The sequence below is a fragment of the Candidatus Tokpelaia sp. genome, from assembly GCF_008636115.1.
In the GTDB taxonomy this organism is placed as follows: domain Bacteria; phylum Pseudomonadota; class Alphaproteobacteria; order Rhizobiales; family Rhizobiaceae; genus QLZD01.
This window is the reverse complement of record NZ_QLZD01000013.1, coordinates 135,071-155,259: the sequence shown is the minus strand read 5'-3', so window position 1 is coordinate 155,259 and position 20,189 is coordinate 135,071. Positions and strand designations below refer to the sequence as shown.

Sequence of the window (20,189 nt, the reverse complement as noted above, 5' to 3'; positions counted from 1 at the left end):
AGCATGGCGAAAAGTCTATAAGGCACTGCCTTGCCGGCAGAATCTGCCCGTTGATTGGCAGCACAATCCGGCACCTTTATCAAATAATGGCTGATTATGTCTGAACTCACGCCCCCTTGCGCACAAAATACGGCAGCAGCACCCCGCTATCTAAGCTCCATATTGCCGCGGCATAAGACTGTGGGCGTTACTATTGGCGGCATGATAATCGGCGGTGCGGCACCGGTGGCGGTGCAATCCATGACCAATACGGATACGGCCGATATTGATGCCACGGTGCGCCAGGCGGCCGAGCTGGCGCGCGCCGGCTCTGAGCTGGTGCGCCTCACGGTGGATCGCGATGAAGCCGCCGCCGCCGTGCCTCATATTCGCGACCGGCTGGCGCGGCTGGGGCTGAATGTGCCGCTTATTGGCGATTTCCACTATATTGGCCATAAATTGCTGGCCGACCACCCGGCCTGCGCCGAGGCTCTGGCCAAATATCGCATCAATCCCGGCAATGTCGGCTTCCGCGACAAGCGCGATAAACAATTTGCCGATATTATTGCCATTGCCCTGCGCTATGACAAGCCGGTGCGCATTGGGGTTAATTGGGGTTCGCTGGATCAGGAATTGCTGACCCGATTTATGAATGAGAATGCCGCTTCCCCCAGGCCGGCGGGAGCAAAGCAGGTCATGCGTGAGGCCATGGTGCAATCGGCGCTGCTCTCGGCCAAAGCCGCAGAGGCTATGGGGCTGCCGCGCAGTAAAATTATTTTATCAGCCAAAGTCAGCGCCGTGCAGGATTTGATTGCCGTTTATATTATGCTGGCCGAGCGCTCGGATTATGCTCTGCATCTGGGCCTGACAGAAGCCGGCATGGGCACTAAGGGCATTGTCGCCTCCAGCGCTGCCATGGGCATTTTGCTGCAACAGGGCATTGGCGACACAATCCGCATTTCGCTGACACCGGAGCCGGGCGGTGACCGCCGGCGTGAAGTGCAGGTGGCGCAGGAATTATTGCAAACCATGGGCTTTCGCCGTTTTGTGCCGATTATTGCCGCCTGCCCCGGTTGCGGCCGCACGACTTCTGCCGCTTTTCAGGAACTGGCGCAAAAAATAGAGACCGATATTCGCCGCAATATGCCGCTCTGGCGGGAGAAATATCCCGGTGTGGAAGCGCTCTCTGTGGCGGTGATGGGCTGCATTGTCAATGGCCCGGGAGAATCCAGACAGGCCGATATTGGCATATCCCTGCCCGGCACGGGGGAAAGCCCGGCCGCGCCGGTTTTTATTGACGGGGTTAAAGCCGCCACTTTACGCGGGCCGGATATTGCCGCCCGGTTTGAGCAAATGCTGGCCGATTATATTGAAAACCGCTTCGGCACGGCGGCAAAAGCCTGAAATCTGCTCACTAACAATTTTGCCGGGGCGGGATTTTTCCTATTTTGTCAATAATCAGCTATTTTTATTGCTTTCTTTATAAAATTTGCTTACATTAGCGATTGCGAAAAAGTAAATCGATGGCAGCCTCCCCTGATTCGGGAGGCTTGTTGATTCCCCGGCCCAAGCCCTGAAGGAGCAAAAATATTCATGGCTGAAATGCAGGAAAAACCGCAAGATGCACGGGCTGTCGCCAATTATATTCTGGACGAAGCGCCCAAATATAATATTGATGACTTATCATTGATGAAACTGCAAAAACTTATTTTTATGGCACATGGCTGGTCATTTTATTTTTGCCGGGAACCGTTAATCGCCACCCAGCCGCAAGCCTGGCAATATGGCCCGATTTATCCCGATGTTTATTGGAATTACAGCGGCCGCGGCAGCCTGCCGATTGAAAGCAGTGAAAAAATAGAAAATAAAGACCTGCTTGCCCCTTATCAGGCGGAATTGAGTCCGGCGCAAAAGGACACTATTGCCGCTGTTTTACAGCTTTACGGGCCGATGACCGCTTTTAAACTTTCGGAAATTACCCATTTTGACGGCAGTCCGTGGGATAAAACAGTGAAAAGAGATAAAGGCTTTTTCGGCACTATACCGCTTGAAGCCATGCGCAATTATTATATTCAATCCGCGCGGGAGCGCGGCATGCCGGAAAAACCTGCCTGAATTCCTGCTTGCCTTATGCAATTTAAAAGTGCATAAACTAAATCTATGGCAGACTCTTCTGTATTCCCAGTGCCGGTTGTGCCGCAAATACACGAATCACCGGCAGAGCAGCAGGCTCTCAATCAGCCCGATTCCCGCCGGCTGGAATCGCTTATAAAAGACCTGACCATCAGGGTGCAGGATTTAGAGGCAGGGAACAGGCTTAAAAAGCAGGCTATTATCGATATTCAAGCCTATATTACTGATTTGAAGAAAGATTTGAACTGGATAAAATGGATAAGATTTTCTGCTGTGCTGTTTGCCGCTGCCTATGTTATCTCTATCAATCTTTTGCTCGGTTATCTCATTTTCTTCCTGCCCGATTATTTTAAAAGCCTCAGCCCCTATACGCAGGCAATGTTTATTATTGCCGGCGTTTCTTCTGTTATGGGGGTGCTGGTAACCGTGCTTAACGGCGCTTTCAAAATCTATAATGAACGCCATAAGGAAGATTATCTGCCGCCAAATTTGCAGGCCATTATCAAAATTTTTGATATGGTGCAAAAAAGCACCGATATAAAATAGCATCGGGCGCTCAAAACCGCTTTGGCGCTCCCCTCTTCCTTAAGGCCGCCTGCCCCGCAATTTAAGAAAAGCCCGCAAGCGGCGCGCGCGCATAACCAAGGACAAGCTCCTCTCCTTTGGGGCGAGGCCGGCTCTGGCGCGTTTCTGCGCCTGCTTGACCTCCGATTGCCTATCACGGCAAGGCAATAGAGCCGCGGCAAAAGCTGCCGCAATTACGGGCAAACCGGTTTTTCAAGCGGCTCAATTCCAGAGCAGTGCTTCCCCCAAAAATTCGTGATAAGGCCACACACAGAACCCCATTCTCATTGAGAGCGCAGATAATCATTGCCGGGCTAAAGGCAATTTAACCGCAACTTAGCGGCTGACAGCAAGGCCAGGGCACAATTCCTCGTCTCACACCGGCGAAACGGCACCCTCATTTAAACCGGACGCGCCATTATCTGTTTGCCGGAAATTGTTCTTTGTCCGGTTTTGTGTCCTATCCAAAAATGGCCAGCCGCCGTCTGCAACTCTCCCCGGCACAAAATATTTCCTGCTTTGCGGCCTTACCCGAAAACTCTGCAACGGCTGCCAGCGGCTTTTGGGGCACAAAACGGCAGCTTAATGCGGAGCAATCATTTTCTCCGGCCGCACCAGCCGATCATAATCCTCTGCTGAGACCAAACCGCTTTTCAAGGCTTCCTCGCGCAAATTTGTGCCGTTTTTATGCGCTGTCTTGGCGATTTTGGCCGCCGCATCATAACCGATAGCCGGCGCCAGCGCGGTTACCAGCATCAGCGATTGCTCGAGCAAAGCATGAATGCGCGCTTCATTGGCAATAATCCCCATTACGCAATGATCGGTGAAAGAGCGCATGGCATCGGCCAGCAGGCGTAGTGATTGCAGCACATTATAGGCAATAACCGGCTTATAAACATTGAGCTCAAAATGCCCTTGCGAAGCGCCGATTGTCACGGCCGTCTGATTGCCGAAAACCTGCACCGCCACCATGGTCATAGCCTCACATTGGGTGGGGTTGACCTTGCCCGGCATAATAGAAGAGCCAGGCTCATTTTCCGGCAGGCTCAGCTCGCCCAAGCCGGAACGCGGGCCGGAAGCCAGCAGACGAATATCATTGGCGATTTTAAACAAATCGGCCGCCAGCGCATTCAAACTGCCGTGAAATTCCAGTAAAGCGCCGTGGCTGGCCAGGGCCTCAAATTTATTGGCCGCCGGCTTGAACGGCAGGCCGGTAATCGCCGCCACTTCCTCGGCAAAAGCGCAGTCAAAACCGACAGGAGCATTTAACCCGGTGCCGACAGCCGTGCCTCCCTGCGCCAGATGATAAAGCCCTTTCAATGCTGTTTCAATACGGCGGCGGCCATAATCCAGCGCCGCCCGATAGCCGGAAAATTCCTGCCCCAACGTCACCGGCGTAGCGTCCTGCGTGTGGGTGCGGCCGATTTTGATAATGCCGGCAAACTCCTTTTCTTTTTTATGCAGGGCAGCGGCCAGATAATCGATAGCAGGCAATAATTTTTCCACTGCCTCCCTTGCTGCGGCAATGTGCATGGCCGTGGGGAAAGTATCATTGGAAGATTGGCTCATATTGACATGATCATTGGGGTGCACCGGCTTTTTAGAGCCGATTTCGCCGCCCAATATCTCAATGGCGCGGTTGGCAATCACCTCATTGGCATTCATATTGGTCTGGGTGCCGGATCCGGTCTGCCAGACAATCAGAGGGAAATTATCGTCCAGCCGGCCGGCGGCGACTTCCACTGCCGCGGCGACAATCGCCTCACCGCGTTTATTGTCCAGCCGGCCAAGCTTCATATTGGTTTTGGCCGCGGCCTGCTTAATAATGCCCAGCGCATGAATAAGCGGCACAGGCTGTTTTTCATCACCGATTTTAAAATTACGCAAAGAGCGCTCCGTCTGCGCCCCCCAATACTGATTGGCAGGCACTTCAATCGGGCCGAAACTGTCAGTTTCCGTGCGGGTTTTACTCATAATTTCACCTCTCAACAAGACCTGGGATCTTAACAATAGACCTGGCGCAGGGACACTGTGTGCCCCAATTATTCCGGCTAGTCTTAACATAAAGCCCGGCAAAAAAGCGGCGAAAATATGTCCTGTTACAAAAAACTTCGTCTTTGCTTTCCTGCGCACAGTTTTTATCGGCAAAGGACAAAATTTCCGCCAGACAGATTTCTGCATTAATTTTGCTAAAAAAGCTTTTTTCCCTCGTAATCTGTTGCTAGATTACGCATATAGGGGAAATAAAAGGAGGCAGTCTGTTATAAAGCTGTCTTGAATCCTGTATCCGACACCCCTGCGAGAGGAAATTTCATGCGCAATCCCTATACGGTTCTGGGTGTTGCAAAAACAGCCGATGAAAAGCAAATAAAATCAGCCTTTCGCAAATTGGCCATGCGCTATCACCCGGATCATAATAAAGGCGATGCCGGCGCGCCGGCGAAATTTGCCGAGCTTAATCAGGCCTATGAAATTTTGAGCGATAAAGACAAACGCGCAGCCTTTGATCGCGGTGAAATTGATGCTGAAGGCAAGCCGAAATTTCAGGGCGGCTTTGGTCAAAGCGGTTTTGGCACCGGCGGGCGCGGCCATAATCCTTTTGGCAATTTTGACTTTGGCGGCGCCTCACAGTCCGGCGGGTTTGGCGGCAATATTCATATTGATGAATCCATTCTGGGCGATATATTCGGCCAGGCCGGCTTTGGCCGGGCGGGCAATTTTGGCGGCGGCCAGGCCGGCTTTGGCGCAAGGCGCTCAAGGCAGCCGCGCGGTGCCGATATAAGCGCCGCACTGGATTTGTCGCTGGAGCAAATTGTCGGCGCAGAAAAAGTAGATGTCGCCTTTTCAGACGGCAAGCGCCTGAAAATCAAATTGCCCCTTTATCTGGAAGACGGGCAGACAATCCGTCTGAAAGGTCAGGGGCAGCAGCCCCCCGGCAGTATTGCCGGTGATGCGCTGGTTACAATCCGCTTTCAGCCGGATCCGCGCTTTCGGCTGGAGGGGCGCACTGTGCATATGGATTTGCCGATTGGGCTGAAAACAGCCGTTCTGGGCGGCAAGGAAACCATTAAAACGCTTGACGGTTCGGTTGCGGTCGGCATTCCCGCCTGGTCAGGATCCGACAGGGTTTTGCGGCTGAAAGATAAAGGCCTGCCGCTGAAAGAGGGCGGCCGGGCGCCGCTTTATGTGCATATCCGCCTCATGCTGCCGGAAGAACATGACAAAAATCTGGAGGAGCTGGTGAAAAAATACTAGACAAAAGCAAGAGAGCGCTGCTTATATCCGGCAATTTTGCCGGATAATAAAAACCGGAAACAGCATATTTATAGTGCGCCTGCCTCAAGGCGCAGGCAAAGGTGAAAGTATTATGCCTGCCGGCAGTGTATAAGAGAACAAAATTCCGGCCGGCATAAAGCAGCCACATTTCGCATTTAGGGTCGGCGCTTTGCGTTTCTGTTTGCCTGCTCTGCCTGTGCTGAAACAGGATTTTCGTTGCTTTGACAAAATATCACCGCATTCAAAATAATTTGTGAGGGAATAAAATCATGACTTTCATCAATATCAATATTGGCAAATCCGCTCTGGCACTGTCATTTGGCAGTTTTGTTCTGGCGGCCGCCTCCCATGCTTTGGCGCAGACAGAGGCAGCGCCAAAACCTGCCGCCCAGATGCGGCACAGCTCCACCGCTACACTTGGCATATCGGCAGTGGAGCCGGCAGAAAAAGCTGCCGCTGTTACAGTGCAATCCGCCTGGGCGCGCGCCATGCTGCCGGCGGCCAAAGTCGGCGCCGGCTATTTTGAAATCCGCAATAACAGCAGGACAGCTATCCGCCTGGCCGAAGTGCACAGTAATGTAGCGCAAAAAGTGGAAATTCACTCCATGACCATGGAAGGCAATGTCATGAAAATGCGCCATTTGGCTGACGGGGTGGAAATTGCGGCGCAAAGCCAGATGTCTTTTAAACCCGGCTCCTATCATTTAATGTTTATCAACCCCAAAACCCCTTTTAAAGCCGGGGAGAAATTTGAGGCACAGTTCAAATTCTCTAATGGTGAAATTATGGAAGTGCCGTTTACCGTGCGCGCGGCTGCCGGCACCGCGGAGCACCGGCCTTGAAGCACGAGCGCATTATCAAAGGCCGCCGGCAAAAAAACCGGCGGCTTTTGGTGAGACCGGCTTGAAGAAACAAGGCATTTGTGCCATAGGCTTAAACGAGAGAATATTTCAGAAATTATGGGGCTTTGGCAATGGCGGCAGAAGATAAGGCAATGGCGGGCAATAGCGATCCGGTAGAGACAGGCGATAAGCTGTTGCGCGGCAAATGCGGCCTGATTTTGGGCCTGGCGAATAATCGTTCCATTGCCTGGGGTATCGCCCGGCAGGCGCACCGGGCCGGTGCCAGACTTGCTTTCACTTATCAGGGAGAAGCGCTGAAAAAACGGGTAGAGCCGCTGGCAGCCGAGCTTGATGCTTTAATATGCGGCCATTGCGATGTAACCGACCCGGCCTCAATAGATGCTGTTTTTGACTTTATTCGCGCCGAATGGGGAAAACTGGATTTTCTGGTGCATGCTATCGGATTTTCCGACAAAGATGAGCTGGTTGGCCGCTATATTGATACGAGTGAAGGCAATTTTGCCAAAACCATGCAAATTTCTGTCTATTCGCTGACGGCGCTGGCGCAGCGCGCTGAAAAACTGATGCCCAATGGCGGCTCTATTGTAACACTCACTTATTACGGCGCTGAAAAAGTTATGCCCAATTATAATGTTATGGGTGTTGCCAAAGCCGCGCTGGAGGCCAGCGTCAAATATCTGGCAATGGATTTGGGGCCGCAAAATATCCGCGTTAATGCTGTTTCGGCCGGGCCGATTAAAACTCTGGCGGCCTCCGGTATTGGTGATTTTCGCTATATTCTGAAATGGAATGAATATAACGCCCCCCTGCGCCGCACAGTGACGATTGATGAAATCGGCAATGTGGCGCTTTATCTTCTTTCAGATTTGTCCTGCTGTGTGACCGGCGAAATACATCACGCTGATTCCGGTTATAATATTATCGGCATGAAAGCAGTGGACGCACCGGATATTTCCACCATCAAGGATTAGTTCTGTGCGGCGCGCCGGCAGCGCCGTGATAATGAGTCAGGCGTTATTTGCGCCTGTGGCAGAGAGTGCCATGCGACATCTTCCTCTTATCTATTTTTCGCGCCACGGCCAGACAGACTGGAATGCTGTCGGCCGTATTCAGGGCAGCATTGATACAGATATTGACACAACAGGCCGGGCGCAGGCCGCGGCCAACGGGCTGAAGCTGAAAGCTTTAATCGGCCGGGCAGAAGATTTTTATTTTGTCGCCAGCCCGATGCGCCGCACACGTGAAACAATGGAACGCCTGCGCGCTTCTATGAGGCTGGCGCCGCAAGCCTATGCCACAGATAATTTGCTGCGTGAAATCTGCTTTGGCGATTGGCAGGGTTTCCAAATGGCAGAAATAGCTGAACGCTACCCATCGGCCTATGCTGCCCGGCTGGCGGATAAATGGCATTTCCTGCCCATAGGTGAAGGGGCGGAAACTTATGAAATGCTGGCCGAGCGCGCCAATAGCTGGCTGGCCACACTTGGTCACAAGACAGTCTGTGTCACCCATGGCGGCTGGTTGCGCACAATCCTGCACCGTTTTGGCGGGTTAGACAAAAATGCGGCAGCCAATAGCATCATTCCGCAAGATAAAATCCTGAAACTGGAAAACGGCAGGCTGGAATGGCTGTAATTCTGAGGGCAGAAAAGGCTAAAAGCACCGGCCTTGCCGCATAGCGCCCGCCACTATAACAGCCAAAAATCACTTCCTTCAAATGAAGGGAAAGAAACAGGCGAAAGCAGCAGCCGAAACGGCTGCCCTTCAGAGCCTGACTGAGCTGACCGGGCCCGGCTATTCCGTGCAAGCCGAGACAGAAAAAACCGCCCCTCAGCCTGTGAGAGAAGCGAAAATAATTCCCCCGGCAGCAGGCAGCAGCCTTTATAAGGCCGCAGCCAATGCCCCTTCGCCGCCTGTTTCAGCAAATAAGCGGCCTCATTCTTCCCGCAAAAAGCTCAATACCCATGGCTGCCGCCCATAGCGGCAGGCTTCTCCTTTATAAAGGCCAATACCGTCAAAAGATTCGCGCGTGGTCTGGAACAGGCGGCAGGTTCCGGCAGCTTTGCCTTTGCCCGGCTGTCCAAGGGCAGAAATTATACCGCGGCTGCCCGTGGCAGTATTTTCCCAGGCCAGGCTTTTCCGGTGCCCGTTTTGCTGCTCCAGCGTGACAAATTTTGCTAAAATCACCGCATTATCCGGCGCAGATTGCGGGTCAACCGGCGCGGGCGCGCTGCGCTTGATTGAGCCGGTAATCAGGCTGTTATCCACTGTGGCGGCGGCCAGTTTCTCCCCGCCGCCCTCGCGGACAACACAGGCGGGCAAAATCAGGCAGATTAAAGCTAAAGCCGGCACGAGGCCGGAGAAGTTACCGCTGTTGCACGCCGGCACGACAGAAAAAGCTGCTTTTTTCATTTTTTACTGTGCCGGGCAAAACAGATTCCGCCCTGAATTGAGGCGGCACATTACCCGGCAATACTCCCTGCATATAGTTTATGTCAGGCAGCACTATGAAGGCGAAAAACTTAACAGATCATAACCGGCAGGCGGCAGCGGCAAGGAGATGAAAAACAAAGTTAACAATAAATTAACAAATCCGGCCGCAAACAAGCCCGATACAGGCGGGCAAAGCCACCAGCAACCCCACCAGATTATTGCTTTTAAAAAGCTTCAGACATAAAGCGGCATTATTCATATCAAAACGCCTTATCTGCCATAACAGGCAGGCGGCAGCGGCAGCAATACCGGCAAAAGCCCACAGACCGGCGCCGGCCAGCCAAAAAGCACCGGCAAGCCCGGCTGCCGCCAGAATATAAAAAACCAGCAAGGCCGCCCGGGTTTGCGCCCCAAACAGCCGCGCCGTAGAATGCACGCCGATAAGGGCATCATCTTCCCTGTCCTGATGGGCATAAATTGTATCATAGCCGATTGTCCAGCAGACAGCGCCGCCATAAAGCAGCAGGCTCGGCCATGACACGGCCTGCGCAATAGCAGCAAAACCAAGCAGAGCGCCCCAGTTAAAACTTAAGCCCAGCACAGCTTGCGGCCAATGCGAAATGCGTTTGACAAAAGGATAAAGCGCGACAATAAACAGCGAACATAATCCCAGCAGCACCGCTTTAAGCGGCAGTTGCAACAGCACCAGCAGCCCCAGCAGGCTTTGCACCAGCATAAAGGCCAGAGCTTCTCCGCGGCTGACCCGGCCGGAGGGCAGCGGCCGCGTTTTGGTGCGCGCCACTTGTGCATCAATTTTATGATCGACAATATCGTTATAAGTACAGCCGGCACCGCGCATGACCACCGCGCCGATTAAAAACAACAAGGCAGTAAACAGCAAAAAACCGGGCGGCGAAAAGGCGTGATAATGCGCAATAGCAACAGGCAAAAAATCCGCTGCCGGCCAGACAGGAAAAGCAGATTGCAGCAAAAACAGATTTTGGGCATAAAAAGCCAGCACCAGCCCCCAAATACATGGCCAGAATAATAATTGCCAGCCAATCGGCCGATCCAGCCGCGCTAATTGGGCATAGGCCGCAGCTTTAGGCGGCAAAAAGCGATAAAGCCAATAGCCGGACTGCAAGTCGGAAGCCTCTGTTTTTGCCATTATCAACTCTTTTCGCCTCATCTTTTGCCCCGATTGCCGGCCGGATTTGCTTTTGCTGCTTTACCCCTTTAAGCTGTTTTAATCTTTTTAGGGCAATTTGCCCAGCCGGCTGAGCGATAAAATCAGCGGCCGGCAGCAAGAGCAGTGCTTTTACCGTTTTCAGGAAACAGAAATTATGCCGGAGCAGCACAGTTTAAGAATTATCGGTATTGACCCCGGCCTGCGCAATATGCTTATTCCCGAAAAATTTTGCATCGCGATTTGCCGTTGGCACAAGTTTGACACGATTTTTCGGTCAGGAATAAGCAAAAAATAACCCATTTGCGCGGAGGTGCCATGCCGGAGCAGCATAGTTTAAGGATTATCGGCATTGACCCCGGCCTGCGCAATATGGGCTGGGGCGTGCTGGAAAAACAGGGCAATGCGCTGCGCTTTATCGCCGCCGGCACAGTGCGCTCTGACAATAAAACCGCTTTGGCAGTAAGGCTGTGCCGGCTTTATGACGGCCTGACCGCAATCATGGAGCAATTTCAGCCGCAGGAGGCGGCAGTAGAGCATAGTTTTGTCAATAAAGATGCCGGCGCTACTTTGAAATTGGGGCAGGCGCGCGGCATTGCTTTGCTGGTGCCGGCGCGTTTTGGCCTGCCGGTGGCGGAATATGCCCCCAATGCGGTAAAAAAGGCGGTTATCGGGGTTGGCCATGGTGAAAAAACGCAAATTCAGCTTATGATTAAAACTTTAATGCCGAAAGCGGAATATGATTCGCCCGATGCGGCCGATGCGCTGGCTATTGCCGTTTGCCATGCACATAATCGGCAGGGCAATATTCTTGCGCGCCGGCCGTAATAGCGCTATGACACGATACAGGCTTTGGCGAAAGGCAACCGGCAGGGGAAACCCTGCACAATCGGGCGGTAAACCATGATTGGCAAATTAACCGGCATAATAGATGAAATCACCGAAGGGCAGATTTTGCTTGATGTGCAAGCCTGTTGCCGCAAAAGCCTGGCACCGGGACAAACGCGCCAATAAAGACAAACAGGCTTTGGCGAAAGGCAACCGGCAGGGGAAAACCCTGCACAATCGAGCGGTAAACCATGATTGGCAAATTAACCGGCATAATAGATGAAATCGCCGAAGGGCAGATTTTGCTTGATGTGCAGGGCGTGGGCTATGTCGTGTTTATCAGCGGCAAAACCGCGCAAAGCCTGCCGGAGCGCGGGCAAAAGCTCAGCCTGTTTATTGAAACGCAAATGCGGGAAGATGTGATAAAACTTTTCGGCTTTATCGGCACCGCCGAGCGCGCCTGGTTCCGCCTGTTGCAAAATGTGCAGGGCGTGGGGGCAAAATTGGCTTTGGCTATTTTGGGCAGTTTAAGCTCTGATGAGCTGGCGCAGGCCCTGGCTCTGCGTGACACGGCCGCTATTTGCCGCGCCCCCGGCGTGGGCAAAAAAGTGGCGGAGCGTTTGATTACGGAATTGCATAATAAAGCCCCGGCGCCGGCCAATATTAGCATTGCCCCGGCGGCAGGGACAAAAAACGGAGCGGCGCCCTTGGCCGGCAGCAAAGCGCTGGACGCTGTTTCCGCTTTGGCCAATCTGGGCTATAAAGCTGATGAAGCCGGCCGCGCTATTGCTAAAGCCGCCAAAAGCGCCGAGGGGGCCAAGGCCGATACGGCCGGGCTGATCAGGCTGGGCTTGCAAATATTGGCCAAACACTGACATAATAAAGGCAGAAAGGCCGGGCTATACGCACCGGCACCGGGCACAAGCAGTAGCAATAAGGCAGAATAATGGAGGCAGAGCGTCTCATTTCGGCAGAAAAGCAGGAGCGCGATAGTGAGCCTGCCTTGCGGCCGCAAAACCTGGACGATTTTATCGGCCAGGAGCAGGCGCGCGCCAATCTTGCTGTTTTTATTCAGGCGGCAAGGAGCCGGCAGGAAGCGCTGGATCACGTGTTGTTTGCCGGCCCGCCGGGCTTGGGCAAAACTACTTTGGCACAAATTATGGCACGGGAAATGGGGGTGAATTTTCACGCCACTTCCGGCCCGATTTTGGCCAAAGCCGGTGATCTGGCGGCGATTTTAACCAATCTGCAAGCTAATGATGTGCTGTTTATTGACGAAATCCACCGCCTTAACCCGACAGTAGAAGAAATTCTCTACCCGGCTATGGAAGATTTTTCACTCGATCTCATTATCGGCGAAGGCGTGGGGGCGCGCTCCGTCAAAGTGGATTTAAAACCCTTTACTCTGGTCGCGGCAACAACCCGGCTGGGGCTGCTCACTAATCCGCTGCGTGACCGTTTTGGCATTCCGGTGCGGCTGCAATTTTATACTGCGGCAGAGCTGGAGCAAATTGTGCATCGCAATGCCCGCCTGCTGCATATGCCGATTACTGCCGCCGGCGCGCGGGAAATTGCCGCCCGTGCTCGCGGCACACCGCGCATTGCCGGGCGGCTGTTGCGCCGGGTGCGCGATTTTGTTCATGTTGCCGGCGCGGTGGAGATTAACCATGCTTTGGCTGATGAATCGCTCACCCGGCTGGAAGTAGACCGGCTGGGGCTGGACAGGCTGGACAGGCGCTATTTGCACCTGATTGCTGAAAATTTTAACGGCGGCCCGGTAGGGGTCGAGACAATCGCTGCCGCTCTGGCCGAGCCGCGCGATGCTGTAGAAGATATTATTGAGCCGTTTTTAATCCAGCAGGGCTTTATCAACCGCACCCCGCGCGGGCGGCTGTTAACCGCCAAAGCTTTCCGCCATTTGGGGCTGCCGGCCCCGCAAAACACACTGCCGCAGGCCGCGCCGGAGCCGCCGGCGCAGGCCGATTTTATCGATAATGTTTTGGCACCGGCCGGCAAAACCGGTGCCGGCGGCAAATAATTTTGCATAAGTCCGCACATTATCTTGCCTGTATCTCCTGCCGGTTTTACAACAGACTATGATGATTGATGAAAATGCACTGGAAGAGCGTTTGCGCCATTTGCCGCCGCGCCGGCGGCGGGAGCTGGCCTATGTCGTCAAGCTGCTGCTTGAGAATTTCCAGCCGGCAAAACTGCCGCAAGCGAATCAAGCTTTACGCCGCGGCCGGATTTTAAAAATTATTCTGTTTGGCTCTTATGCCCGCGGCAAGCAGGTGATGGATCGCAAAAGCGGCTATAATTCCGATTATGATTTGCTGATTATCGTCAATAATAAGGAAGCGGCAGCACCGGAAAACTGGTATCATGTGGAAGGGGTTTTGCTGCGCGAAGAGCTGGTGCTCAAGCGGATAAACGTGCCGGTCGAGTTTATTGTCCATAGCTATTATGATGTGAATGCCCAGCTTAAAATCGGCCGGCCTTTCTTTCTCGATATTTTGCGGGACGGCATAGAGCTTTATGCTGAACCGGGCTACCGGCTGGCCACGCCCGGCAATATGACAGAAAAGCAACAATATGAAGAGGCGCAGAAATATTTTGACCAATATTATGATTTGTCTTTAGAATGTCTGGAGCTTGCAAAATTTTCTTTTGGCCGATCAAAAGGCAAAATGAATGCCGCTATGCGGAAAGCGGCTTTTGAAGCCCATCAAGCCACGGAAAGCATTTATCATTGCCTGCTATTAACACTAACGCTTTACAGCCCCAAGCTGCATAATTTGCGTAAATTGCGCTCAATGACCAATGCGCTGGCGCCGGAGCTTGCTTCGAGCTGGCCGCAGGACAAGCGCGCCTATAAGCGCTGTTTTGAGCTGTTGCGCCGCGCTTATGTTGAGGCGCGTTATTCACCGCATTATAAAATCACCGCTTTGCAGTTACAATGGCTGTTTAGCCGCATTGAAAATTTGCAGGAACGGGTTCGGCGAATTTGTGAGGCGCCTTTGCGCGAGACCGGAGCGGAAGGCGGCAGATAATATTGGGGAAATATAATGGAAAACACTCTGCCGCATGGCGGTTTTATTAAAGGCAAGGCGCATTATTTGCCCATTCGCATTTATTATGCCGATACAGATTTTTCCGGCATAGTGTACCACGGCCGCTATGTTGAATTTATGGAACGCGGCCGCACTGAGGCTTTGCGCGCCTTCGGCCTTTTGCAAAAAATTGCTGCTGAAGCCGCCGCGGCAGCAGCAAATGCAGCCGCACCTGTGCCGGAGCCGGTTTTATTCGCCGTGAGCAAATTAAATCTGGAGTTCAAGGTGCCGGCCTATATTGACAATCTGCTGCTGGTGGAAACTGCAATAGAAAAATTAACCGGGGCACGCTTTTTTATCCGCCAGCGCATATTCAGAGGCGAAACCCTGCTGACTGACGGCACTTGCTGTCTGGCGCTTATCAGCCGAACAGGCCGGCCGCGCCGTATCCCCGATAATTGGCGGGCTTTATTCGATTGAAAGACCAGGCGCCGGGCAAAGCTGCCCGCCCTTATGAACCGCAACCTGCCGGCTATCGGCAATATATTGCCGGCCGCCGGTAACAGTGAGAGGCGGCTTACCCCCTTTGGCGCCGGTGGACAATAGCATTGCCACCCCCATTTGCCGCTCCACTCGCCTGTCGGCTGCTTTCTTCGCCCATGCGCGCCTGAAACTCAGAACAGCCGAACGCCGCCCCATTGCCCATAGCCGCAGAACCGGCAGCCGCAGCGGAGCTGAGCCGGCGCGGCACAGAAAATATATAGCATTATGCTCATAAGAGTAAGCCAGTTGGCCGGTACGGCGACTATTGCCGGCGCGGCAGCAAGAAGATTAGCAATTTCAACTCTTTACCGCCCCATTTCCAGCGTAAATTTTCCTCTTTCCAGCTCTTCCAGCATGGCTTCATGCCGCACTGCCCAGCCGCTGTAATAGACTCTCCGCTCATAATCCCCGGCTTTGGCGGCATTTGCCGCCGCTCTGTCGCGCTTGCCGGCAAGGCGGCGGCAGGTTTCCGCAAGCCCAACACGCCGAATTTGCTCTTTAATCTGCTTTATATAAAAATTCGGGAACATATTTCCCCTTCATTTCCTGCACAAATAGCGGACAGGATTTTAAACCGGCCGGCGCACAGAATTAAACCGGGCGGGGGCAAGGCGCAGCCCTGCTGTCTCATGCCTTTGCCGGATTCCCTCTCGCCGGAGCAGACAGCGCGGCTTTGTGCCGCGCCGCCCATCAAACGCCGGCCGCCCCCGCGCCAAAACGGCACCCCCTATGCTGCCTTCCCGGCCGCACCGGCACTTGCGGCAGCTTTACCGGCGCAAGCAGCGCCCGCGCACTGCCGCGGCGGATAGAGCAGAAGCCCCGCCGCTAAAACAAACAAAGCGCGGCCGCTTAAAGGCACCCTTTTATCAAGCCGCAGAGAAATCCCGCCCCCCTCTTCGGCGCTATAAGCCGCGTTTTACCGCGACCTGACCAAACGGCGCGGTTCCTCTTCCCTGCCGCGCATAGCGATTTCAGGACATATTTTCCAGCGCCTGCCGGCTGTTCTGGAATTGCAGCTCATATAATTCCCGATAAAGCCCGTCATCAATGGCCAGCAGCTCTTCTTCCGTGCCTTCTTCCCAAATATCGCCTTCTTTCATCACCACAATTTTATCGGCATTGGCAATAGTGGACAGGCGATGAGCAATAACAATAGTTGTCCGCCCTTTGGTCAGCCTGTCCAGCGCATCGCGGATAAGAGCTTCCGACTGCGCATCAAGAGCGCTGGTCGCTTCGTCCAGAATCAGGATTTTACTGTTGCGCAACATAGCGCGGGCAATGGAAAGGCGCTGTTTTTGCCCGCCGGAAAGATTGCCGCCATTATCGCCGACATTGGTTTGATAGCCTTGCGGCAATTTTTCGATAAATTCATGCGCATTGGCAGAAACAGCCGCCGCTCTCACTTCTTCTTCTGTCGCCCCGGCCCGGCCCATGGCAATATTGTCATAGACTGAGCCTTCAAACAAAAAAGTATCCTGACCGACATAAGACAAATGATCGCGCAGGCTTTGGAAAGTGACATTTTTTATATCCTGCCCGTCAATATCGATAAACCCTTCTTTCGGATCATAAAGGCGCATCATCAAATTGATCATGGTCGATTTGCCGGAACCGGAAGGGCCGACCAAAGCAGTCATTTTGCCGGCGGGAAAAGTGAGATTGATATTTTTCAGCACATAGCGGTCGTCAATATAGGCAAAGCCGACATTGTTAAAACGAATCACCCCGCGCGGGCAAGCCAGCGGCTCGGCATTTTTGCTTTCCTGCAGGCTTAGCGGCACATCAATCAGCTCAAACATCATGCGCACGCCAATCATGCCGGATTCAATTTTCACCCGCACATTAGCCAGCCTTTTGGCCGGTTCATAAGCCAGCAGCAAAGCAGTGATAAAGGCCATAAGCTGGGCTTCCACTCCCTTTTGCTGCGAGGCCATATAGCCGGAAAAAACAATAACTGTGGCAATGGCCAGCCCGGCCAGAGTTTCCATTACCGGGCCGGTGGCTGCCTCCAGCGTGGCAATGCTGTTGGCGCGGCGCTGCACATCGGTAATTGCCTTATTCATGCGCTGCTGCATGCGATCTTCCAGCGAAAACGCCTTGATCACGCGAATACCAATGGTCGTTTCCTGCATGACTTTAATAATATCAGCCAGCGAGCTTAATTCTTTCGCCATTAAGCCGCGCACGCGTTGTAAAATTATCCGCACACCGAGAAAAGCCACCGGGCCAAGCATTAAAGCCACAATGGTCAGGCGGAAATTTTGCACCAGCATAACCAGCAGCAGCCCGGACACGGAAAATAAATCACGCACAAAAGTGGTGACCACCGTATCAATAATCGAGCGGGCGGAATTGGCATTTTGCGTGACCCGCAATAACAGATCGGAAGAGGCATTTTTCTGGTAAAAGCCAACCCCCTGCTGCATCAGCCGGGCATAAATTTTGCGCTGCTGTTCGGAAACAATGCTATTGCCCGCCCGGGTCAGGAAAAAGGACTGGAAAAAAGACGAAAAACCTTTGGTGATAAAAATAACCGCCACTGCCCCGGCAATAAATAAAATCATCTGAAAATCATGGCCGCGCAGAGTTGCTTCCACCACATCTTTCATTACCCAGGCGCTGGCCGAGGTGCTGGCGGCAATAAACAGCATACTGATCATGGCACCCAGATACAGCAAAGCGTGCTTGCGGAAGTTCTCCCGCAGCAGGCGGACAATCAGCGCTTTGTCCCTGGCCGTAATCTTGATGTGTTCTTTTACTTTTCTGGCCATTATTGCTGGTTTTCCTGCCTCGATTATACCGGCTTTCCCCGATCTGCCGCCTGACGCTTCGTTTATTTTAGGGCGAATAGTTGCGCAATACAAGCCCGCACCGGCAATGCGCCGGCATTACGCCGCGGCTTGTGCCGCAAGAGCCAGCCCGGCCTGCACTAAAGCCGCTGCCTCAGCCTGGCTCGCCGCCTCACTGTAACAGCGCAATTCCGGCGCATTGCCGGAGCTGCGAAAATGCAGAATATCGCCATTGTCAAAACTCAGACGCACACCGTCTACCGTATCGCGCGCAACCAGTTTGCCCGACACACCGGCCAAATGCGCACCCGGTGCCGTTGCCGCCAGTTGCGCCAGCAGCACCGCCGCGGCCTCAGGCGGGTAATTTTGCAAGCGATCGGCCGCGGTAAAACGCGCCGGCAGCAGCGCCTGCAAGCCACCTAGCGGCAGATTTCGCTGCCGCGCCAGCGCCAGCAGGCTTAAAATCGGCAAAACCGCGTCACGCGTGGGCAAGGCCGCCAGCACCCGCCCCCCCGGCAGCGGCACCGGGCTGCCCAGCAGCACGCCGCCATTGGCCTCAAAGCCGACAATCAAGCGCCCGCCGGCTTCTTTTGCCGCCTTCATGGCCGCCAGCACAAAGGGAGAGCCAACCCGGCAGCGGTAAATATGGGGGAAAAACCCGCTTTTTTCCAGCACCGTAGTGGTGGTTACCGGTGTGGCCACACTATCGGCCTGCAAAAACCAGGCGGTCAAAATGCCGATACTATCACCAGGCAGAAATTCACCTTTTTCATCGGCTATCAGCGGCCGGTCACCATCGCCGTCCGTCGAGACAAGCGCGTCTAACCGGTATTCGGCAGCGGCATTATGGGCAAAGCGGCGATCTTCCTCGCGCAGGGCTTCCGTATCGACGGCAATAAATTTTTCCGCCCGGTGCAAAACGGTAGTTTCTGCCCCCAAACCTGTCATAATATCGGCCAATATATCGCGCGCCACTGAACTATGCTGATAAATGCCAATATGCAGCCCGCGCAAAGCCTGCGGCGGCAAAAAATCAAGCGCCCGTTTAATATAGGCCTGGCGCGCCCGGCCGTTTTCCGGCGGCAAGGCCGGGTTTTCCAAAGCCTCCGCCGCTTGCCCTTTATCCGCCGCCGTTTGCAGCAGCCCGCATATTGCCGTTTCGTCCTGCTTGTCAATTTCACCGTCCGGGCGATAAAATTTCAGCCCGTTGCGATCTTCCGGTATATGACTGCCGGTTACCATCACCGCCGGCGCTGCTCCGGCAAGCGCGGCCAAAGCCAGCGCCGGGGTCGGCACCAGGCCGCAATTTTCAACCTGGAAGCCCTCAGCAGCAATTTCAGCACAAATAGCGGCGGCAAGACGCGGGCTGCTGGCGCGCAAATCCCGCCCGACCAAAACCGTGCTCCCCGGCTGCAAGCCATGTGCCTGCGCCATATGCTGCAAAAAAGCCCGCATATAGGCGCGGCATAGGCTATTCGTCAAATCTTCCACCCGCCCGCGCAAACCGCTTGTGCCGAATTTCACTGCTGTCATAGCCGCCATTGCTCCTTGATTCCTGCTGTTTTTGCTATTTTAACCGCGTCTGCCGCCAAATTAGCCGATTAAAGCAGAAAGGAAAAGCAGTTTTATATGGAAAAAAGGCCGGCATTGCGCTAAACAAGGCAATGAAATTGCGTAAAATCTCTTGCTTGAGCCTATGGATTATTGATGATAGCGGCGAAAAACCAAACTCACCCCGCCAAAATGGATAATGTTTTTGCCCAAAAGGTCACAGAAGTAAAACATTATACCGACAGGCTGTTTAAATTCCGCATGACAAGGCCGGAAAATTTTCGCTTTCGCTCAGGCGAATTTGTCATGATTGGCCTGCCTGATGCCGATAAACCGGTTTTCCGCGCTTATTCCATTGCCTCGCCCTTTTGGGACGAGGAGCTGGAATTTTTCTCGATTAAAGTGCCTGGCGGGCCATTGACCGAGCATTTGCAAAAAATCCGCCCCGGCGACACTGTGCTGATGCGCAAAAAAGCTACCGGCACGCTGGTGCTGGACGCCCTTATTCCCGGCAGGCGTTTGTTTCTGCTGGCCACCGGCACCGGCATTGCCCCTTTTGCCAGCCTGATTCGCGACCCGGAAATTTATGAAAAATTTGCGCAGATTATTCTTATCCAGACCACGCGCAATATAGCGGAACTCGGCTATGGCAAAGAATTGCTGGAAAATTTGCGGCATGACCCGCTGATTGGCGAATTTGCCGATAAATTATGTTTCTACCCCATGACCACACGGGAAAAATCGCCGCATATGGGGCGCATTACTGAGGCTATGCTTTCCGGCCGCTTTTTTGCCGATACCGGGCTGGCGCCGATCGATAAGGAAAATGACCGCATGATGATTTGCGGCTCACAGGCCATGCTGAAAGATTGCGCCGCTATGGCGCGTCATTTCGGCCTTGAAGAAGGCGCCAATAATGCCCCCGCCTCTTTTGTGGTGGAAAAGGCTTTTGTTGATTAGGCGCCGGATCAGGCTGCCGGGAAATAACAGGGAA

20 protein-coding genes are annotated in these 20,189 nt (G+C 53.6%); 13 read left to right on the top strand and 7 right to left on the bottom strand.

The features are described from left to right. Window positions 1–96 precede the first annotated feature (96 nt). The 3 genes from ispG to DPQ22_RS01355 all read left to right on the top strand — a co-directional run bounded on the left by ispG (window position 97) and on the right by DPQ22_RS01355 (window position 2,658). A complete protein-coding gene (ispG, locus tag DPQ22_RS01365; RefSeq protein WP_150212784.1) occupies window positions 97–1,383 on the top strand; it encodes a flavodoxin-dependent (E)-4-hydroxy-3-methylbut-2-enyl-diphosphate synthase in 1,287 nt (428 codons plus the stop codon). 189 nt (window positions 1,384–1,572) lie between these two features. Then, window positions 1,573–2,094 carry a Panacea domain-containing protein gene (locus DPQ22_RS01360; RefSeq protein WP_150212783.1) on the top strand — a complete coding sequence of 174 codons (522 nt, stop codon included), beginning with the start codon at window positions 1,573–1,575 and terminating at the stop codon, window positions 2,092–2,094. Window positions 2,095–2,139: 45 nt separating this feature from the next. Then, a complete protein-coding gene (locus tag DPQ22_RS01355; protein ID WP_150212782.1) occupies window positions 2,140–2,658 on the top strand; it encodes a hypothetical protein in 519 nt (172 codons plus the stop codon). 600 nt (window positions 2,659–3,258) lie between these two features. Here the strand turns inward: DPQ22_RS01355 and fumC are convergent. Further along, window positions 3,259–4,650, bottom strand: a complete 1,392-nt coding sequence (gene fumC, locus DPQ22_RS01350; protein ID WP_150212781.1) for a class II fumarate hydratase — start codon at window positions 4,648–4,650, stop codon at window positions 3,259–3,261. 339 nt (window positions 4,651–4,989) lie between these two features. Here fumC and DPQ22_RS01345 point away from each other — a divergent pair, with 339 nt between their 5' ends. The 4 genes from DPQ22_RS01345 (at window position 4,990) to DPQ22_RS01330 (ending at window position 8,450) form a co-directional block, all read left to right on the top strand. Next, on the top strand, window positions 4,990–5,931 hold the full coding sequence (locus DPQ22_RS01345; RefSeq protein WP_150212780.1) for a DnaJ C-terminal domain-containing protein: 942 nt from the start codon (window positions 4,990–4,992) through the stop codon (window positions 5,929–5,931). Between the two features lie 290 nt (window positions 5,932–6,221). Further along, entirely contained in the window at window positions 6,222–6,794 is a 573-nt protein-coding gene (locus DPQ22_RS01340) for a copper chaperone PCu(A)C (protein WP_150212779.1), read from the top strand. A gap of 152 nt (window positions 6,795–6,946) precedes the next feature. After that, window positions 6,947–7,786 carry an enoyl-ACP reductase FabI gene (fabI, locus tag DPQ22_RS01335; protein ID WP_150212812.1) on the top strand — a complete coding sequence of 280 codons (840 nt, stop codon included), beginning with the start codon at window positions 6,947–6,949 and terminating at the stop codon, window positions 7,784–7,786. Window positions 7,787–7,817: 31 nt separating this feature from the next. Then, on the top strand, window positions 7,818–8,450 hold the full coding sequence (locus tag DPQ22_RS01330) for a histidine phosphatase family protein (RefSeq protein ID WP_246681420.1): 633 nt from the start codon (window positions 7,818–7,820) through the stop codon (window positions 8,448–8,450). A 300-nt stretch (window positions 8,451–8,750) separates the two neighbouring features. Here the strand turns inward: DPQ22_RS01330 and DPQ22_RS01325 are convergent, their stop codons facing one another. Next, complete coding sequence (locus DPQ22_RS01325) at window positions 8,751–9,227, bottom strand: RT0821/Lpp0805 family surface protein (RefSeq protein ID WP_150212778.1); 477 nt, start codon at window positions 9,225–9,227, stop codon at window positions 8,751–8,753. 172 nt (window positions 9,228–9,399) lie between these two features. Beyond that, window positions 9,400–10,416 (bottom strand): 4-hydroxybenzoate octaprenyltransferase, encoded by a 1,017-nt coding sequence (gene ubiA, locus DPQ22_RS01320; protein ID WP_150212777.1) that lies wholly within the window; start codon window positions 10,414–10,416, stop codon window positions 9,400–9,402. Between the two features lie 336 nt (window positions 10,417–10,752). Here ubiA and ruvC point away from each other — a divergent pair, with 336 nt between their 5' ends. The 5 genes from ruvC (at window position 10,753) to DPQ22_RS01295 (ending at window position 14,792) form a co-directional block, all read left to right on the top strand. Beyond that, window positions 10,753–11,262: a crossover junction endodeoxyribonuclease RuvC gene (gene ruvC, locus DPQ22_RS01315; protein WP_150212776.1), complete on the top strand. Its 510-nt coding sequence runs from the start codon at window positions 10,753–10,755 to the stop codon at window positions 11,260–11,262. A 251-nt stretch (window positions 11,263–11,513) separates the two neighbouring features. Continuing rightward, window positions 11,514–12,137, top strand: a complete 624-nt coding sequence (ruvA, locus tag DPQ22_RS01310; protein ID WP_150212775.1) for a Holliday junction branch migration protein RuvA — start codon at window positions 11,514–11,516, stop codon at window positions 12,135–12,137. A gap of 68 nt (window positions 12,138–12,205) precedes the next feature. After that, on the top strand, window positions 12,206–13,300 hold the full coding sequence (gene ruvB / locus DPQ22_RS01305; protein WP_150212774.1) for a Holliday junction branch migration DNA helicase RuvB: 1,095 nt from the start codon (window positions 12,206–12,208) through the stop codon (window positions 13,298–13,300). A 58-nt stretch (window positions 13,301–13,358) separates the two neighbouring features. Next, entirely contained in the window at window positions 13,359–14,312 is a 954-nt protein-coding gene (locus tag DPQ22_RS01300; RefSeq protein ID WP_150212773.1) for a HEPN domain-containing protein, read from the top strand. A 15-nt stretch (window positions 14,313–14,327) separates the two neighbouring features. Then, complete coding sequence (locus DPQ22_RS01295; RefSeq protein ID WP_150212772.1) at window positions 14,328–14,792, top strand: YbgC/FadM family acyl-CoA thioesterase; 465 nt, start codon at window positions 14,328–14,330, stop codon at window positions 14,790–14,792. Here the strand turns inward: DPQ22_RS01295 and DPQ22_RS01290 are convergent. The 4 genes from DPQ22_RS01290 to DPQ22_RS01275 all read right to left on the bottom strand — a co-directional run bounded on the left by DPQ22_RS01290 (window position 14,781) and on the right by DPQ22_RS01275 (window position 19,177). Further along, window positions 14,781–15,011, bottom strand: coding sequence for a hypothetical protein (locus DPQ22_RS01290; RefSeq protein WP_150212771.1), 231 nt, complete (start codon window positions 15,009–15,011; stop codon window positions 14,781–14,783). The genes DPQ22_RS01295 and DPQ22_RS01290 overlap by 12 nt on opposite strands. Before the next feature lie 149 nt (window positions 15,012–15,160). Further along, a complete protein-coding gene (locus DPQ22_RS01285) occupies window positions 15,161–15,385 on the bottom strand; it encodes a hypothetical protein (RefSeq protein ID WP_150212770.1) in 225 nt (74 codons plus the stop codon). A gap of 441 nt (window positions 15,386–15,826) precedes the next feature. Further along, on the bottom strand, window positions 15,827–17,626 hold the full coding sequence (locus DPQ22_RS01280) for an ABC transporter ATP-binding protein (protein WP_150212769.1): 1,800 nt from the start codon (window positions 17,624–17,626) through the stop codon (window positions 15,827–15,829). 117 nt (window positions 17,627–17,743) lie between these two features. Then, window positions 17,744–19,177 (bottom strand): phosphomannomutase, encoded by a 1,434-nt coding sequence (locus tag DPQ22_RS01275; protein ID WP_150212810.1) that lies wholly within the window; start codon window positions 19,175–19,177, stop codon window positions 17,744–17,746. Window positions 19,178–19,351: 174 nt separating this feature from the next. Between DPQ22_RS01275 and DPQ22_RS01270 the strand changes: the two genes are divergently transcribed. Further along, on the top strand, window positions 19,352–20,155 hold the full coding sequence (locus DPQ22_RS01270; RefSeq protein WP_150212768.1) for a ferredoxin--NADP reductase: 804 nt from the start codon (window positions 19,352–19,354) through the stop codon (window positions 20,153–20,155). The last annotated feature ends 34 nt before the right edge of the window (window positions 20,156–20,189 follow it).

Coding starts and splice junctions, on each gene's coding strand:
- ruvA (WP_150212775.1), top strand. CDS start 11,514: ATGATTGGCAAATTAACCGGCATAATAGATGAAATCGCCGAAGGGCAG.
- ubiA (WP_150212777.1), bottom strand. CDS start 10,416: ATGGCAAAAACAGAGGCTTCCGACTTGCAGTCCGGCTATTGGCTTTAT.
- DPQ22_RS01360 (WP_150212783.1), top strand. CDS start 1,573: ATGGCTGAAATGCAGGAAAAACCGCAAGATGCACGGGCTGTCGCCAAT.
- DPQ22_RS01275 (WP_150212810.1), bottom strand. CDS start 19,177: ATGACAGCAGTGAAATTCGGCACAAGCGGTTTGCGCGGGCGGGTGGAA.
- DPQ22_RS01340 (WP_150212779.1), top strand. CDS start 6,222: ATGACTTTCATCAATATCAATATTGGCAAATCCGCTCTGGCACTGTCA.
- DPQ22_RS01285 (WP_150212770.1), bottom strand. CDS start 15,385: ATGTTCCCGAATTTTTATATAAAGCAGATTAAAGAGCAAATTCGGCGT.
- DPQ22_RS01325 (WP_150212778.1), bottom strand. CDS start 9,227: ATGAAAAAAGCAGCTTTTTCTGTCGTGCCGGCGTGCAACAGCGGTAAC.
- DPQ22_RS01345 (WP_150212780.1), top strand. CDS start 4,990: ATGCGCAATCCCTATACGGTTCTGGGTGTTGCAAAAACAGCCGATGAA.
- ispG (WP_150212784.1), top strand. CDS start 97: ATGTCTGAACTCACGCCCCCTTGCGCACAAAATACGGCAGCAGCACCC.
- DPQ22_RS01290 (WP_150212771.1), bottom strand. CDS start 15,011: ATGGGGCGGCGTTCGGCTGTTCTGAGTTTCAGGCGCGCATGGGCGAAG.
- fumC (WP_150212781.1), bottom strand. CDS start 4,650: ATGAGTAAAACCCGCACGGAAACTGACAGTTTCGGCCCGATTGAAGTG.
- ruvC (WP_150212776.1), top strand. CDS start 10,753: ATGCCGGAGCAGCATAGTTTAAGGATTATCGGCATTGACCCCGGCCTG.
- DPQ22_RS01295 (WP_150212772.1), top strand. CDS start 14,328: ATGGAAAACACTCTGCCGCATGGCGGTTTTATTAAAGGCAAGGCGCAT.
- DPQ22_RS01300 (WP_150212773.1), top strand. CDS start 13,359: ATGATGATTGATGAAAATGCACTGGAAGAGCGTTTGCGCCATTTGCCG.
- DPQ22_RS01355 (WP_150212782.1), top strand. CDS start 2,140: ATGGCAGACTCTTCTGTATTCCCAGTGCCGGTTGTGCCGCAAATACAC.
- DPQ22_RS01330 (WP_246681420.1), top strand. CDS start 7,818: ATGAGTCAGGCGTTATTTGCGCCTGTGGCAGAGAGTGCCATGCGACAT.
- fabI (WP_150212812.1), top strand. CDS start 6,947: ATGGCGGGCAATAGCGATCCGGTAGAGACAGGCGATAAGCTGTTGCGC.
- DPQ22_RS01270 (WP_150212768.1), top strand. CDS start 19,352: ATGATAGCGGCGAAAAACCAAACTCACCCCGCCAAAATGGATAATGTT.
- DPQ22_RS01280 (WP_150212769.1), bottom strand. CDS start 17,626: ATGGCCAGAAAAGTAAAAGAACACATCAAGATTACGGCCAGGGACAAA.